The sequence below is a fragment of the Alloiococcus sp. CFN-8 genome (genome assembly GCF_049943125.1).
Classification (GTDB): domain Bacteria; phylum Bacillota; class Clostridia; order Clostridiales; family Clostridiaceae; genus JAEXZL01.
In genome coordinates this window covers 555,115-570,956 of the sequence record NZ_CP188040.1, presented here as the reverse complement: position 1 = coordinate 570,956, position 15,842 = coordinate 555,115, and the positions used below count along the sequence as shown (strand labels likewise).

The window sequence follows — 15,842 nt, the reverse complement described above, 5'->3', positions numbered from 1 at the left end:
ACTACATCACCTCCTGATCGATATACTGACTGGACATAACTGATAAAATGGTGTTTTTAGTAATAAGTCCAAGAAGAGTTTCATCGCTATCTGTGATTGGTATATAGTTAAGCTTTCGTTCGTTTAGGAAGTTTAAAATCTCAATAAGATTGCTGTCTGGAGAAAGGGTTTCAGGCTTTGTCATAATATCTTGAAGCTTAAGCTCCTTTGACTCATTTCTTCTAATATCCTTAAGGGTGACAATACCAAGTAGTTTTTTATCCTTATTTGTAATCAATAGGCTGTCTACTTTATTGTTTCTCATCTGTGCAAAGCCTTGAATCATATTTTTGTTACCCAATGAGATGATAGGATCATTAATCATTATATCTGAAGCTTTAATCAGCTCTGGCTGACTCCATATTTTATTCTTTCCAACAAAGCCCTCTACAAAGGAATCGGCAGGATTTTTTAATATTACTTCTGGAGTATCGTACTGTAAAATGTTGCCGTCCTTCATGATACATATTTTATCTCCTAACCTTAAGGCTTCCTCCATGTCATGAGTAACGAATATTATAGTTTTCTTTAATTCCTGCTGCAGGGTATAAAGCTCATCCTGAAGCTGATTTCTAGTAATTGGATCTAAGGCGCTGAAGGGTTCATCCATGAGAATAATATCTGGATTTGTTGCAAAAGCTCTAGCAACGCCAATTCTCTGTTGTTGTCCTCCACTAAGCTCTGAGGGATATCGGTTCGTGTATTCCTTGGGGTCCATACCAACCATAGTTAAAAGTTCCTCTACCCTATTAATCAACTTTTCTTTATTCCATTTTTGTATATGAGGTATAAGACCTATATTTTCAGCAACTGTCATATGTGGGAATAATCCTGTCTGTTGGATAACATAACCCATATTTCTTCTTAGAGTGATGGTATTCTCCTTTAGGATGTTTTTGCCTTTTAAGAGAATTTCCCCAGAGGTGGGCAATATTAATTTATTTATCATCTTTAAGGTGGTTGTCTTCCCGCAGCCACTAGGACCAATGAGAACTACCAGTTCACCTTCATTGATTTTTAAATTAATTCCATTGAGAATTGTATTGGATTTAAATTTTTTAGTTAGATTTTTTAGTTCTAGCATATATCCTCCTTTATTTTTACACCTAATAAAGGGTTAGAGTTATGTGAAAATTCTTATGTCATGAATCAGGTGTTTTGTAGATTTTTTGTATATAAAAGGTAAAGGTACAACTTGAGTATATCATAAAGTTGTTGGTTTGAAAAATTGTCATTATTATGTGAGGGTATTTTTGTCTGTGGATTATTATTATATTTGCTGGATAATTAATAATAAAATATAAATGTGTGATAAAAATATTATAAAATTTATTAATATATAAGCAGAAATCATTAAATGAACTTAATGTTAAGATTTGTTAAATATTTTTAATTAATCTTACGGAGTATGATTGCTGTATATTTGAATAATCTGTTAATAGTATTTGACCAATGATACAAATAACAGTAAAATACAATTAAGGATAAAAAAGGACTAAACCTTGCTTATAAGGAGGAATTATGATAGAGGACGATATAGTGCTGAGCTATGGTAAAGATGAAGAATTGCCAGAAATAACAATAAGAAAAAAAACAAAAATTAAAAAGAATAAGACCTCTAATACTATGGTGACTATGCTAATAGAGGAAGGGAAAAGAGTTTCATGGGTATATTTGCTTTCTCTTATTATATATTTTTCTGCTGTTGCCCTGGAGCTTTACTTTTTCTTATCTCAAGACCCGGAAATAATGAGTACAAGCTACATGGGATACTATTATGAAGAAATGGATTATAGATCGTATATCATTAGAAACTTATTTACAATTAAGAGCGTATATATTGGTTTGGGTATTATGTTGATTTTAGCAGCAATAATATCAGTAATGTTGTGGCACGCAGGAAGGACGAGGGATAGTAAAAAATATAAAACTTCCTTTTCAGAAATAAAAGAAAGAAGGACTTTATATATTATTAGATTTTTTATTGCTTTTTTAGGTTACTTATCCATAATTGGAGGGTATTTTGTAGCATTGTATGCCATAAATTTCTTGGCAACAAATAATTTAGAAATTAATAGCTCAATACATTATAACTTTCTTTATATGGGAGGACTCTTTGCATTACCTGCAGTATATTTAAATAGATATGTTATAACAGCAGGTGTTTTAGCTATCATCTCTCTTCTGTTTCTAGCTGCTATAGCAAAAATTTATAAGAGCTACAAAATAGTTATTTCAACTATATTACTCTTTCCGGTATTGGGGGGGATTGGGTTTTTGCTGTATAAAAATAATTTTTTATATTATGCTGAAAAGAGGCTTATATTAACAGTAATTTTTTTAGTTTTCTTTTTAGGAGCGGTTTTTCTTACTAATAAGGTTTCTGACAAAAATTCTATGAAGGGCGTGGACAAAATATGAGAAAATACTTTTTTTATATACTAGTTGTATTATCATTAACCACCTTTTTTGGATTTTTTACTTATTATGGGATGAGCAAAGATTTTGAGATAAGACTTGTAAATGAACATGGAGATGTGAATAATCTTGGTAATGTCGAACTGAAAGTAAGTCAACGTATAGATAATTATAGAGGAATTGAGTTATTTCTTAATAAGAAAGGACTAACTAAAGAAAAGGTTTATGCTGATAGAATTAACGATGAACTCATGTATAAAGATTATAAGGAGCTAGCAAGGGGGGAGAGTCTTGCATATGTAGATGAGTTTCTACAAACTGACAGTTTTCAGGTGGCATCAATTCTAAGTAATAAAGTATCTCCTTTTGAATACAGTGATGACTATACTCATAAAATAATAATAAGAAATAAAGATAATGGAAAGATAGTGAAAAATGTAGAGGAGATATTACGTAATAACAGTGACGATTTTTTTTCTATAGATGGAGCAGCAATTATAGACGACAAGCTATACATTTTAATGATAAACACATATTACATGGGGGATGAATACGATCAGCAGAGGAGAATATTAAAGCTTAAGATTTACGACTTAAATAGCGGCAAAAAGCTGGAGGAAAAGGAACCCACTGATGGAATAACTATTTCGGAGGTATACACTTTTTCAGAAAAAGGAAACATATTTTTCTTGGGAAGTGAAATTAGACATAATGGTAGAGTTGGTGGGGTACAACTATATAAATATAATATATTCGATGAACAGTTAGAAGAAATAGAATACTCAAAGGAAAAAGGAGGAATAGACGGAGCCTCTAGTGGTAGACAATCTTTTTTTAATTATTCAAATGTACGAGAAATCATAGAATATGAAGATAGTATTTATTTAATAGATGACGATAATAATATAATATGTTTGGACAAGGATTATAAGATAACTACACATATGTCTATCAGAGAAGCGCTAAGAGAATATGAGAAGATTCATGGCTATGGAGTTGGAGAGATATTAATAAATGACGATAAGCTATACTTTAATTGGATGAGGGATCAGTTTATGTCCGAAGATGAGCCAGACGGTTCTAAAACTATAGTTGCAGTCATCTCTTTAAAGGATAGTTCGGTCCTTTATTATGGAGAGCTTATATCCCAATTAATAAGCTCAGATAAATATTCATGGCAACCGCTCATAAATCGTGGCTTCCACATAAATTAAAATAACTCATATTATTGGTGCCTGGCACCAATAATATGAGTTATATCATTTATATCATTTGCAGAAGAGCTCTACTCTTTTATGGATATCCATGTCACCGATTATTATTAAGGTATCATTGATACGGAAATCGGCATAAGGACCTGGGGAAATGATTAGAGTATCCTTTCGTTTTATGCCTACTATGGTTCCTCCGGTATTTTGCCAAAACTGAGAGCTGCCAACAGTTTGTCCGATTAATGGGGAATCATCCTTTAGTTCATATTCTATGGGGGTAAAGGGATTGGTATGCTTGAAACGTTCTGAGTAATCTATGAAAGAGGATATTGTTTCTTCTAAAGCCCTATCGAGCTTCTGCTTTTCGTGAAGGAGTTCTTTTATAGCTTTCTGCTTTGAGGATAGGGACTCAAGCTCTGTAAATTTTTTTATGTAATCATTGGCTGCTTCTATGGATGTTACAGTTATGCCACTTCCAGCAGTAACTTGTACAATCCCTACATCTTCTAATAGATGCATGGAGCGCCTGATAGTTTCAGGAGATACATTATATTCACCAGCTAGGATTGAGCGGCCTTTAAGCTTATAGCCTACTGGAATATCCTTTTTTACAATTCTACTGGCAATATCAATGGCTATTTGTTGGTAAACAGGGGTTACTATTTTCTTTTCCATTGTTATCCCTCCCTTATGTATAATATTATAATAGAAAGCTACACTTTGACAACAAAGTTATAAGCTATATTAGTAACCTAAAAGAAGAAAAAGAATATTATAGGATTATAAAGACTGAAGGTCGTTTAATTACTCAGTAGATAACCCTTCGTTTTTATCCCCCTAATTGGTGCTTGTAGAACCCCTCTATAAGCATCTTTTTTAAAAAAACATAAAGAGGATGGTAGAAAACTACCATCCTCTTTATATTTAATATGTTATCTTTTAAAAGCATTTATTATGAGAAGAAGTACAATTGCTCCCACAATAGATACTAAGGCACTGTAAAGATTAAAGCCTGTAACACCATCGCCACCTAAGAAGCTGAATATCAGGCCACCGATAAAGGCTCCTACTATACCAACAACAATGTTAGCTACAGCTCCCATTCTTGCGTTGTTACCAGTGATCATGCTGGCTATCCAGCCTGCAAAAGCTCCTAAAATAATCCAAGCAATAATTCCCATAAATATTCCTCCTTTAGTAAATTATTTTAATTAATAGCATTAAAAACATTTAATGGGTTTGTGTTTCGTTACATTAAGAATAATACAGACAGTGTCCTCATGCAATGGATAAACTTTAAACTTAAAGTTAATATATATTAAGAAAAAACAAACTGAAATATATAAATTTCTAATTGGTTAAGTTTTGTTTAAGTTTTTATATTTTGAAGAAAGATTATGTGAAGAATAGTATATACTATCAATAATTCCCTATTAAAGCTATAAAGATTATGCTCCAATAGGTGAAATAATATTCAATTTTAAAAAATTAAAGGAGGTATTATTTTGGCTAAAAAGAAGCTTAAATTTCCCACGGCTTTTACTGTTCTATATATAGTGCTGATTTTTGTAGCTATACTAACATATCTTGTACCAGCAGGGCAGTATTCTAAGCTTCAATATAATACAGAGAGTGAGCTATTTATCGTTACTACAGCAAGAGGTGAGGTAGAGGAGCTCCCAGGAACTCAAGACACCCTTGATGCACTGAATATAAAAGTAAATGTTGAAAAGTTCCGTGATGGGAGTATTTATAGACCAGTTGCTATTCCTAATTCCTATGAAAGGGTTGAAAGAAATCCACAGGGCTTTTTATCTGTTTTAAGAGCTCCTATCAGTGGAGTTTATGAATCTGTAGATATCATTATGTTTATACTTATTTTAGGAGGAGTAATAGGCGTTATCAATACCACTGGAAGCTTTGATGCAGGAATAGGGGCTCTTTCCAGGCTCACTAGAGGTAAGGAATATATACTTATAATAGTAGTTACATTACTAATAGGCGTTGGTGGTACGACTTTTGGCTTGGCAGAAGAAACCATAGCCTTATATCCAATATTAATTCCTGTATTTTTAGCTACAGGCTATGATCCTATTGTATGTATAGCTTCTGTTTATATGGGGTCTTCTATAGGTACCATGTTCTCTACGGTAAACCCATTTTCTTCAGTTATAGCCTCTAATGCTGCTGGAGTTACATTTACAGAAGGCTTATGGATGAGACTCATAGGGCTTATCATAGCAATAACTATTACGATTATTTACATATTGAGGTATGGCAAGAAGGTAAAAGAGGATCCAGAAAAATCCCTTACTTATTCAGAGCGAGAAGAAATCCATGAAAGATTCCTTAAGGATTATGATAAATCCAGCGAGGTGACTTTCACTGTTAGAAGAAAGCTAATGCTTAGTATTTTTGCCTTAACCTTTATAGTCATGACCTTAGGTGTTGCTTTTTGGGGATGGTGGTTTACAGAAATGACAGCATTATTCCTGTTAGTAGGTATAATACTGGGCTTTATTTCAGGGATGGGAGAGGAGAGATTCGTAGATAGCTTCATAGGTGGTGCTGCAGATTTAGTATCTGTAGCCTTAATCGTGGGTGTTGCTAGAGCTATTAATCTTATAATGGATCAAGGAATGATCTCAGATACAATTTTGTATTACTCTTCTAATGTGGTAGAAGGGATGAATTCCGGATTGTTCATTATAGTAATACTTCTTCTGTACATAGGCTTGGGCTTTTTTATACCCTCTTCATCAGGTCTGGCGGTACTATCTATGCCAATTATGGCACCATTGGCAGACTCAGTAGGGCTGTCAAGAGACATAATAGTAAGTGCTTATCAATATGGACAGGGGCTCATAGCTTTTATCACTCCCACGGGGTTGATTCTTGCTACTTTAGCCATGGTACATGTGGGGTATAATAAATGGTTTAAATTTATACTTCCATTAATGGGTATGATTGCGGCTTTGGCTGCGGTGCTTCTTATTATACAGTCATTCCTGTAACTAAAATAAATATTGTAAATAAAAGCACCTATGGTCTTATGTAATTGCCTAAATAAACCTTATATCTGTTTATTTAATATTTATCATAAGCCATAGGTGTTTTTTTACTTTACTTTTTTCTAATATAAGCTAGGGTAGAGGCTCCAGGACCTGCATGGGTTCCTATAACGCAGCCTACAGGATGAACAGAATAATCTTCAAAAGAAAAGTGTTCCTTTGTTTTATTAATTAACAGTTTGCACTTCTCATCATTTTCTGTGTATCCAAAATAAATTGGGAAGCTGAAATCTATACCTCCCGATTTATCCATCTCCTTTATCAGGCTTGCGATACTATTATTTGTACCTCTTGCTTTTCCTACAACAGAAAGAGAACCATCCTTTAAAGTTATTATAGGTTTTAGATTTAAAAGGCTTCCTACTATTGCATTGCTTTTTGATAGACGTCCGCCCTTTAGAAAGTACTCTAAGGTATCGACCACAGCATAAATTGCAACTCTGCTTTTAGCCTCTTCAATAGCTTGAACAATTTTTTCTGGGGAATTTCCTGCATTCTTTAGCTTTAATGCATAATCTACTAAAAGTCTTAGTCCCATAATAGAACATAAACTATCTATAATATAAATATGCTCATATTCCGCTAGCTCTTTTGCTATTTGAGCGCTTTGTACTGTTCCACTGATTGTACTGGATACAAGGAGTACTATTGCAGCAGCTCCAGCCTTCTTGACATCTAAAAATAATTTCAAGAAATCCTCTGGAGAAGGCTGTGAAGTAGTTGGAAGCTTTTTAGTTTCCTTAAGCATTGGATAGAATTTATCAGGTTTAATATCTATGCCTTCTTTGTAGGCTTTATCATCAAAAATTACGTTTAAAGGTACCACTCCTATACCTCTTTCTCTTCCTTCTTCTATAGTAATATCAGAGGTAGAATCGGTTATTATCTTAATATCCATTATTAGTCTCCTGTAGAACAATATAGTTAAAGAAAATAGTTAAAAATATTTAATTAAATTCTTTTAATTAAATTATAAGCTATAAGCTTTATATGTCAATATAAATAAAGAAAGGAAAGAAAAATATTTAAATATTTTCAATATAGGCTATAATAGACAATGAAGAAATAGATATTAATTTGTAAATTAAATGTGTAAACAAATATATATAAAGTGAGGTAATTTAATTGATTAAGGTTGGAGATTATAACATATTAAGAGTAATAAAGGAAAAAGGTAAGGGGTACATATTAAAGGTAGATGGGACTCGAGATGGAGAAGAAGTATTTCTTCCTGAAATTAACACTGGCGATAAAGAGCTAGAGATAAATGATAAAGTGAGTGCTTTTGTATACAGAGATAATCAAGAGAAGCTTATTGCCACTCTTGAGAAGCCACTGGCCAGAGCAGAGCAGCTTGCTTATCTAAAGGTGGTAGGCTTAACAACCTTTGGTGCTTTTGTAGATATGGGCTTAGATAGGGATGTTTTAGTTCCATTAAAAGAAAAAATATATCCCTTCAAAAAGGATAAAAGCTATCTGTTTTATGTATATGTTGATAAGACAGGAAGACTAGCGGCCTCTGCTTATGTGGAAAAGCATCTTGCCATTGACCATGACTATAAAGTAGGAGATGAGGTTAAGGGTTCTATATATGGCTTTCAAAGCAACAACAGCCTAAGGGTAGCTGTAGAAAATAAATATAAGGGAGTAGTTCTTCATAATGAATATTTTACCAAGGTAGAGTATGGCGATACCTTAACCTTCAGAGTTAATAAGATATATGAGGACGGAAGGCTTGGACTTACTCCACGAAAGGTTGCAAAGGAGGAGCTTCCAGCCCTAGAAGAAAAGATAATGGAATATTTGAAGAAGAATGGCGGTTTTATGACCTATAATGATAGAACCTCTCCTGAGGAAATATATCAGGTGTTTAATGTAAGTAAAAACTACTTTAAAAATGCTCTAGGAGGACTGATGAAAAAGAAGCTAATCACACAGGATGAAAAAGGAACTAGATTAATAGATTAAAGTGAAGTGAGTGATTTAAATGGAAAATGTTATAAAAACGGCCATAAAGAATAGAAGAATACTTCATAAAAGCCCCGAGCTATCTAGAGAGGAGTTTCAGACCTCAAAGTTTATAAAAGAAAAATTAATGGAAATAGGTATTGAGGTTATGGATAGCTTTTCTGGTACCTCTATAGTTGGGATTATAAGAGGAGGGATGCCAGGACCTACTATAGGTCTAAGAGCTGATATAGATGCGCTGGCTATCCAGGAGGTAAGCTCTAAGGAATATAAATCACAAAAAAATGGGGTGATGCATGCCTGTGGACATGACGGTCATATTGCGATGCTATTAGCAGCAGGAGAACTTTTGTATAGAGATAGGGATAGGATAGCTGGCAATATTAAGCTAATATTTCAGAGTGCTGAAGAGCAGTATGGAGGAGCGGAGATCTTGGTAAAGGAAGGAGTTCTTGAAGCTCCTTCTGTGGACGCAATCTATGCTCTCCATATTTGGCCAACCCTTGAAAAAGGTAAGATTGGGCTGAAGGAAGGCCCTTTGATGGCCTCCTCTGCTGTATTTACTGTTAATATAAAAGGAGATTCCTGCCATGGGGCTATGCCTCAAATGGGGAAGGATGCTCTCGTTTGCGCGGCAGAGATGGTAGGTGCACTTCAGAGCGTTGTATCAAGAAGCTTAAATCCTCTAGATCCTGCGGTATTGACTATCGGAAAGCTAAATGCGGGCACAGCTTTTAATATAATTCCAGGGGAGGCTTCTTTTACTGGTACTGTAAGGACAACTAGTAATGAGGCAGAGGATATAATTGAAGCCAGGATGAAAGCTATAGTAAAGGGAGTAGCTGACGCCTGTGGCTGTAGGGCTACCTTAGATTACAATAGAATATATCCAGTAACGATAAATTCTTCTAAAGCCATAGAAGAAGCTGGCAGGATTATAAAAAGAAATATTGGTGAGGATTCTATAGAAAAAATCCTGCTTCCCAATATGACTGCAGAGGATTTTTCTTTTTATCTACAAGAAAGGGATGGAGCTATGCTTTGGCTCGGTTCGAAGGATGAGGCTTATAACAAGCCTCTACACCATGAAAGCTTTGATTTTCATGAGGAAGAGGTTATGAGAAAAGGTATAGCTCTGCTTTATGCTTTGGGAATTGAAGCTTTTAGAAAGTAAATATTATTAGTACAGATAATCAGAAAAAAAACACTTACTATTAGAAATAGAAAGTGTTTTTTTATTATTTATTATGTCTTTATAGTTATGTAACTGTAATATTTTATTAGTCGAAAATAAAAGGGATATTCTGAGATTTGTAACTATCAGTTTCCGTAGAAAGATATGATTCTGACAGCTTCTGAAAGCCTCTATTATTCTTAAATTCTTTGAGGAATTCATTGATTTTATTTTTTAGCTCTGGATTACTCTTGGATATTGCTATTCCCCAGCTTTGTGCATAATCCTCAAAAATGAAAGAGATATGAGTGGCTACAGGATAAAGCTTCCAATATTTAAATACAGTTAATTCATCCTGTATATAAGCATCAGCCTTAGAATTAACAACTGCCTCAGCAGCTTCTTTATCTGTATCGTATACAACAATTTTTGCTTTTTTAAGTTTTTGTGATGCATAACTACCGCCCATAGAGTCTTTCTTTACTGCTATGGTATAGTTAGAGTTATCTAACTCATCAAGGTTATTAATTGATAATTCTTGGTTAAGCAATGCAGAATATTTTACATTTGCATAGGCATCTGAGAAATCTACAAGTGCTAATCTTTCCTGTGTTACAGGAAGAGAAGAGATAATTACATCAGCTTTACCATCTATAATAGAAGATACGAGATTGTCATAAGGAATATTTATTATTTCTATATCACGATTTAAATAATGTCCTAATTCCTCTGCTAGCGCCACACTTAATCCTTCCGCTTCCCCTTGGGCGTTAATAGTTTCAAAGGGTGGATAGGATAAGTACATGCCTACTATGAGAGTATCATTAGCTTCTGAAGCTTTTACGTTATCCATTTTTTTAGATTCCTTGGAGCAGCTAGTGAAGAGTAAAAGTGCACAAAGGAATAAAAGGATCAGAGCTTTAGGTTTGTTATTTTTCATACCAACCCACTCTTTCTAAATTTTATTAATATTTTATTAACTTAGTGAGATTATATCATAAGTTAGGTTAAAAGTATATTTTCAATTTGCTACTTTTTAATATATATTGAAATAAGCTGTTAATAGGAATTTTAAGGTATAGAGCTTATTGTTATTAATTTCTCTTTATTTTTTCCCGAAAAACAATTATACTTAGATTAATAATTATTTACAAATTATAAATAAAAAGGATAAAAATTACTGAACTGTTAGAGGAGTTGCTATGAAATATATAATTTTGGGTAGTTTGTCATTTATCTTCTTTTATCTCTTTGATTATTTAAACGATAAAGGAAGGCAGAGTTTAAAGATTATTAGCGGTTTATTAGGTCTTATTATGATGTTTTATGGAACTATAGGAATTACTTTTTTAGGAAATGTGCCTTCAGAGGCTAGCGGCCTAAACTGGCTATATTTAATTTTGGCTGTATTGTTTTTACTATGTTTAATCTATTCTCTGTTTTTAGAGTTACCCTTCACTAAAACTTATGGAGGAAGTGAATTTCACACAGGACTAGTTAAAACGGGAACCTATAGCCTCTGCAGACATCCTGGGGTGTTGTGGTTTTTTTTTATGTATTTTTTTTATGCTCTATATTTAGAGTCTGGAATTATGCTTATGGCTTCATTTATTTGGACATTTATCGATGTTATATATGTAATACTTCAAGAAAAATATTTTTTTATCAAGAACTTTTCTGACTATGGTGAATATCAAAGGGTAACGCCAATGCTTATACCTAATATTAAAAGTATAAAGAAATTTATTAATAGGGCTAGAGCTTAGGCTATAGCTAGAAGGAAGTAGAGTATAACAGAGTAAGCATTTAAAATATTTTGAATTATAGGAGATAAATATATGAATCTTGAAGGAATGCTGGATAACCAGGAATATGAAGCAATTTGGAAGAAATACTGTGGGTACATTGATTTATCCATAGAAGAGGTAATGGATATTCAAGAAAGATTACTCCTTGAGCAGATAGAGCTGCTATCTAATAGTTACATAGGAGAAAAAATTATGGGGAAAGGAGTTAAGCCTAAAAGTGTTGAGGAATTTAGGAGTATAGTTCCGTTAACAACTTATGAGGATTACTCTGACATTCTTTTGAATAAACAAGAAGACAAGCTACCATCTAAGACTAAATACTGGATACAAACAACCTGGAAGGGTGGAAGTCATCCTATAAAGCTGGCGCCATTTTCAGAAGAGATGGTTAAAGAGCATAAAAAATGCATGATAGCTGGTCTGATTTTTGCTACTTGCGAAAAGAAGTGGCAGGTGAACATTAGAAGAAATGATTCCTTTCTATATGGAATGGCACCGCTTCCTTATTTAACAGGAATGCTTCCACATATAGTGGAAGAGGAAATAAAATTTAATTATCTTCCTCCATTAGCAGAAGCAGAAAATATGTCCTTTGAGGAAAGAAATATAAAGGGCTTCCAATTAGGCTTAGAAAGAGGAATTGATTTATTTTTTGGTATTTCTAGTGTTTTAATAAGGATTGGAGAAAGCTTTGCTAATAGGTCTAGTAATAAAAAAGATAGCATGATGAAAGGGTATAAACCTAAGAATGTTAAGATGTGGTATAGGCTTATTACAGCTTATTTAAAAAGTAAGATTTATAAAAGACAAATACTTCCTAAGGATATATGGAAGCTAAAGGGTTTATTATGTGCTGGTACAGACAGTAAGGAGTATAAAGAAAAATTGGAGTACTATTGGGGAAAGAAGCCCATTGAAGTGTATGGGGGCACAGAGATAACCTTTGTGGCAACAGAAACCTTTGGAGACAAAGGGATGACCTTTTATCCAGACGTGAATTTTTTGGAATTCATACCGGAAAAAGAATCCTTAAAAAGCCTACAGGATAATAGCTACGTTCCACAGACAGTTTTGTTAAACGAGCTAAAGGCAGGAGAAAGATATGAGATTGTTACCACTAAGCTTAAGGGTGGGGTTTTTGTAAGGTACAGGGTTGGCGACATAATAGAATGTACTGCTTTAGATAATAAGGAGTATGGTATATATCAGCCTCAAATCCGATATGTGGATAGAATTTCTAATGTTATAGACCTAGCAGGCTTTACAAGAATAACCTCAGATACCATGGAAACCTCCATAAATAACTCACAGCTACCAGTTAAGGAATGGGTAGTGTCTAAAGAATATAAGGACAGAGAGCCTGTTCTCCATTTATATTGTGAGCTGGAGGGTTTAGCTATAACAGCAGATCAGGCGAAGCTAAGAATAAGAAAAGCCCTGGGAGAGGTTGATCATGACTTTAAGGATATGGAGCAGCTTTTAAATAGAGATGCTCTAATAGTGACTATACTGAAGGAAGGTAGCTTTAAGAAGCTAAAGTCTAAGAAGGAATTGAGAATTTCTAAGGTGAATCCAGGAGAAGAAGTTATAAAATTAATTACTAGCTAAAGATATAGAGGTGATAATGATGAGCTTGCTTACTATAAAGACAATATTTCCAGCAGTGGCATTTATATGTTTTATGCTCTTATTATTGATATTTCTTTATTCGAAGAAAACTAAAGAAAGAATTATGTACAGTATATTTTTAATTGCAATGTCTATATGGTCTCTAGGCTCATTATTTATGAGACTCCAGTTTCTAGGAGACGTGCTTTTGTGGAATAAGCTCATATGTACTGGTATGATTGGCACCTCATTGATTTTTTATCATTTTTCATTGGTTTTTGTAAGGAATAAAATAAATAAGAGGAGCTTGTATATAAATTATTTTATAGCCTTTCTTTTATTAATAATAAACGCATCTGGAGCCTTGATTACCGACGCCACAATCACACCAGAGGGCTTAAGCTATGTACTGGGATGGGGGGCATATGTATTTGCTATATGGGGAAATTATCTGTTTATTTTATCTGTGGTAAGAATACTTGAGCCGGTGAAAAAAAAGGAAATCCCCTTAGAAAAGGTAATCCTAATTATTGTAGGAATGGCAGCAACAGTTATAGGTGCTTTATTGAATTTCTTTAATGAAAGTATAGGGCGATATCCTGTAGATATAGCTTTAAATTTATTCAATGCTATCTGTATATTTTATTCTATTTATAGACATAGGTTTTTAGGTACTAGATTAATCGTAAGGAAGCTTATAAATATAATAGGATTTATTATAATTCAGATGGTTATTTTTTATTTATTTCTTTCGGTATTTAAGCGTATAAAATTTGGGAACAACCTCAGTGGTATATTATCTGGAGTACTTATAGTTGTTTTTAACGTACTATTTCATGATAAATTTAAGCTTATGGTAGGAGATTTTGTTGATATTCTTTTTTATAAGGAAAAGATAAGTCAAAAGGGAGCTATGAGAGAGTATTCTGAAAAGCTTATTAGCTGTTTAGAAATATCTGAGATTGGCGAATATGTCATTGAAGCAATTAATAAAATACTTCAGCCTGAAAAAGTTTTTGTTTTTTTGGAGCAGTATGAGAATAATCCCTTTAAACCCGTAGCCAGGAGTGATGATAGTAATGAATTCATTAATATTAACCTAACTAATAGACATCCTTTGGTTAAGTGGCTTAAGGAAAGGGTTATTCTTACCAGTGACGAGCTTTGTGAAAATTCATACTTTAATTCCCTATGGTCTTCGGAAAAGGAGGAAATCTCCATTTTACGCTTGGAGCTATTCGCTCCTATAAAGCTGAGGGGACAAGTATTGGGGATTGTTGGAGTAGGAGAGAAAAGTGATGGTACTTCTTACCATAAGGACGATATAGATAATCTTATCACTATAATTAATGGAGCAGCACCGGCCTTTGATAATGCAAGAAATTATCAAAAAGCTAAGGAACAGTCAGTTACTGATGGATTAACTGGGCTATATAATCACAGATACTTTTATAATTTTATTGAGAATAAGGTGAATTACAAGGAATTTTCATCCATAGCAGTAGTGATGTTTGATGTAGATTATTTTAAGTTTTATAATGATATCTATGGTCATGCTGCTGGTGATGCAGCACTGAAAAGTATAGGTAAAATTATTAAAAGTCATATCACCGAAAGAGATGTAGCCTGTAGATATGGCGGTGAAGAATTCGCTGTGATACTTATGGAAAGAGATGAAAAGGAAGCCTTTGATTTTGCTGAAAGGGTGAGAAAAGACGTCCAGACCTTTTATGGCTTTGACAATAATGTTCAACCTTTAATATCCTTAAGCTGTGGCGTAGTTGCTTATCCCTTTAATGATTTAAGTAAAAATCAGCTCTTAGAAAAAGCTGATAAGGCCATGTATACAGCAAAGCGTTTAGGAAAAAATCGAACTAAGCTTTATGAGAAGGAGATGGAGGATAAGGGGTATATTGGGGAAGAAGAAGATTTAATGCTGGCCTCCATGTTTGCCATAGCAGGGGCTGTAGATCTAAAGGATAAATATAAATTTGTTCATTCAGAAAATGTTTCGAGATATGGAGTCCTCCTGGGTGAGGCTCTAGGCTTTGATGAAGAAATGATAGAGATACTACGAATGGCAGGATTGCTTCATGATGTAGGAAAGATTGGAATTCCTAATAGGATTCTATGTAAAGAAGGTAGACTTACTGAAAATGAGATGGCAATTATGAGGAAGCATGTTGAGCTATCAGTGGATATATTTAAACATGTACCAGCGCTGATAAAGGTTGTTCCTGCTGTGCTTTGTCATCATGAAAGATATGATGGGTTAGGTTATCCAAGGGGGATAAAAGGAGAAGGTATACCAGAAGAGGCAAGGTGTTTATCTATTGTTGATGCTTATGATGCCATGACATCAAATAGGTCTTATAAAAAAGCAATATCAATTGATGAAGCTATCTATGAGATAGATAAAAATAAAGGAACTCAATTCGATCCTCACATGGCGCAGGTTTTTATTAAGTTACTTAATGAGAAGAGAGAGCTTTTCATTTAGCACTACAATACTATAATAGATTAAATTAAGATATAGAATATACAT

Annotated in this window: 13 protein-coding genes; 8 read left to right on the top strand and 5 right to left on the bottom strand. The window is 33.7% G+C overall.

Annotated elements, in window-relative coordinates; all coding sequences use genetic code 11:
* Position 1: 1 nt before the first annotated feature.
* Positions 2 to 1,123: an ABC transporter ATP-binding protein gene (locus ACPWSR_RS02620; protein WP_426350145.1), complete on the bottom strand. Its 1,122-nt coding sequence runs from the start codon at positions 1,121 to 1,123 to the stop codon at positions 2 to 4.
* Positions 1,124 to 1,560: 437 nt separating this feature from the next.
* Here ACPWSR_RS02620 and ACPWSR_RS02615 point away from each other — a divergent pair, with 437 nt between their 5' ends.
* Both ACPWSR_RS02615 and ACPWSR_RS02610 read left to right on the top strand, forming a co-directional pair.
* Positions 1,561 to 2,460 carry a hypothetical protein gene (locus ACPWSR_RS02615; RefSeq protein ID WP_426350144.1) on the top strand — a complete coding sequence of 300 codons (900 nt, stop codon included), beginning with the start codon at positions 1,561 to 1,563 and terminating at the stop codon, positions 2,458 to 2,460.
* Entirely contained in the window at positions 2,457 to 3,671 is a 1,215-nt protein-coding gene (locus tag ACPWSR_RS02610) for a hypothetical protein (protein ID WP_426350143.1), read from the top strand. Before ACPWSR_RS02615 ends, ACPWSR_RS02610 begins: the two co-directional genes overlap by 4 nt.
* Before the next feature lie 54 nt (positions 3,672 to 3,725).
* Here the strand turns inward: ACPWSR_RS02610 and ACPWSR_RS02605 are convergent, their stop codons facing one another.
* Together ACPWSR_RS02605 and ACPWSR_RS02600 are read right to left on the bottom strand one after the other, a co-directional pair.
* On the bottom strand, positions 3,726 to 4,343 hold the full coding sequence (locus ACPWSR_RS02605) for a TrkA C-terminal domain-containing protein (RefSeq protein WP_426350142.1): 618 nt from the start codon (positions 4,341 to 4,343) through the stop codon (positions 3,726 to 3,728).
* 257 nt (positions 4,344 to 4,600) lie between these two features.
* Entirely contained in the window at positions 4,601 to 4,849 is a 249-nt protein-coding gene (locus ACPWSR_RS02600) for a GlsB/YeaQ/YmgE family stress response membrane protein (protein ID WP_426350141.1), read from the bottom strand.
* 324 nt (positions 4,850 to 5,173) lie between these two features.
* On the opposite strand from ACPWSR_RS02600, the gene ACPWSR_RS02595 reads away from it, so the two are divergent.
* Positions 5,174 to 6,682: a YfcC family protein gene (locus ACPWSR_RS02595; RefSeq protein WP_426350140.1), complete on the top strand. Its 1,509-nt coding sequence runs from the start codon at positions 5,174 to 5,176 to the stop codon at positions 6,680 to 6,682.
* Positions 6,683 to 6,791: 109 nt separating this feature from the next.
* Here the strand turns inward: ACPWSR_RS02595 and ACPWSR_RS02590 are convergent, their stop codons facing one another.
* Positions 6,792 to 7,637 (bottom strand): DegV family protein, encoded by an 846-nt coding sequence (locus ACPWSR_RS02590; protein ID WP_426350139.1) that lies wholly within the window; start codon positions 7,635 to 7,637, stop codon positions 6,792 to 6,794.
* Between the two features lie 227 nt (positions 7,638 to 7,864).
* Between ACPWSR_RS02590 and ACPWSR_RS02585 the strand changes: the two genes are divergently transcribed.
* Both ACPWSR_RS02585 and ACPWSR_RS02580 read left to right on the top strand, forming a co-directional pair.
* On the top strand, positions 7,865 to 8,707 hold the full coding sequence (locus ACPWSR_RS02585; RefSeq protein WP_426350138.1) for a CvfB family protein: 843 nt from the start codon (positions 7,865 to 7,867) through the stop codon (positions 8,705 to 8,707).
* Positions 8,708 to 8,726: 19 nt separating this feature from the next.
* On the top strand, positions 8,727 to 9,881 hold the full coding sequence (locus tag ACPWSR_RS02580; protein ID WP_426350137.1) for a M20 metallopeptidase family protein: 1,155 nt from the start codon (positions 8,727 to 8,729) through the stop codon (positions 9,879 to 9,881).
* Positions 9,882 to 9,987: 106 nt separating this feature from the next.
* On the opposite strand, the gene ACPWSR_RS02575 is transcribed toward ACPWSR_RS02580, so the two are convergent.
* Positions 9,988 to 10,821 (bottom strand): transporter substrate-binding domain-containing protein, encoded by an 834-nt coding sequence (locus ACPWSR_RS02575; protein ID WP_426350136.1) that lies wholly within the window; start codon positions 10,819 to 10,821, stop codon positions 9,988 to 9,990.
* Between the two features lie 262 nt (positions 10,822 to 11,083).
* On the opposite strand from ACPWSR_RS02575, the gene ACPWSR_RS02570 reads away from it, so the two are divergent.
* The 3 genes from ACPWSR_RS02570 to ACPWSR_RS02560 all read left to right on the top strand — a co-directional run bounded on the left by ACPWSR_RS02570 (position 11,084) and on the right by ACPWSR_RS02560 (position 15,797).
* On the top strand, positions 11,084 to 11,647 hold the full coding sequence (locus ACPWSR_RS02570; RefSeq protein WP_426350135.1) for a methyltransferase family protein: 564 nt from the start codon (positions 11,084 to 11,086) through the stop codon (positions 11,645 to 11,647).
* A 72-nt stretch (positions 11,648 to 11,719) separates the two neighbouring features.
* On the top strand, positions 11,720 to 13,297 hold the full coding sequence (locus ACPWSR_RS02565) for a GH3 family domain-containing protein (protein ID WP_426350134.1): 1,578 nt from the start codon (positions 11,720 to 11,722) through the stop codon (positions 13,295 to 13,297).
* A gap of 16 nt (positions 13,298 to 13,313) precedes the next feature.
* Positions 13,314 to 15,797: a diguanylate cyclase gene (locus ACPWSR_RS02560; RefSeq protein WP_426350133.1), complete on the top strand. Its 2,484-nt coding sequence runs from the start codon at positions 13,314 to 13,316 to the stop codon at positions 15,795 to 15,797.
* The last annotated feature ends 45 nt before the right edge of the window (positions 15,798 to 15,842 follow it).

Bases quoted from the DNA above. Each gene is read 5' to 3' on its own strand.
- ACPWSR_RS02615 (WP_426350144.1), top strand. From the start codon at position 1,561: ATGATAGAGGACGATATAGTGCTGAGCTATGGTAAAGATGAAGAATTG.
- ACPWSR_RS02605 (WP_426350142.1), bottom strand. From the start codon at position 4,343: ATGGAAAAGAAAATAGTAACCCCTGTTTACCAACAAATAGCCATTGAT.
- ACPWSR_RS02575 (WP_426350136.1), bottom strand. From the start codon at position 10,821: ATGAAAAATAACAAACCTAAAGCTCTGATCCTTTTATTCCTTTGTGCA.
- ACPWSR_RS02610 (WP_426350143.1), top strand. From the start codon at position 2,457: ATGAGAAAATACTTTTTTTATATACTAGTTGTATTATCATTAACCACC.
- ACPWSR_RS02600 (WP_426350141.1), bottom strand. From the start codon at position 4,849: ATGGGAATTATTGCTTGGATTATTTTAGGAGCTTTTGCAGGCTGGATA.
- ACPWSR_RS02620 (WP_426350145.1), bottom strand. From the start codon at position 1,123: ATGCTAGAACTAAAAAATCTAACTAAAAAATTTAAATCCAATACAATT.
- ACPWSR_RS02570 (WP_426350135.1), top strand. From the start codon at position 11,084: ATGAAATATATAATTTTGGGTAGTTTGTCATTTATCTTCTTTTATCTC.
- ACPWSR_RS02560 (WP_426350133.1), top strand. From the start codon at position 13,314: ATGATGAGCTTGCTTACTATAAAGACAATATTTCCAGCAGTGGCATTT.
- ACPWSR_RS02565 (WP_426350134.1), top strand. From the start codon at position 11,720: ATGAATCTTGAAGGAATGCTGGATAACCAGGAATATGAAGCAATTTGG.
- ACPWSR_RS02580 (WP_426350137.1), top strand. From the start codon at position 8,727: ATGGAAAATGTTATAAAAACGGCCATAAAGAATAGAAGAATACTTCAT.
- ACPWSR_RS02590 (WP_426350139.1), bottom strand. From the start codon at position 7,637: ATGGATATTAAGATAATAACCGATTCTACCTCTGATATTACTATAGAA.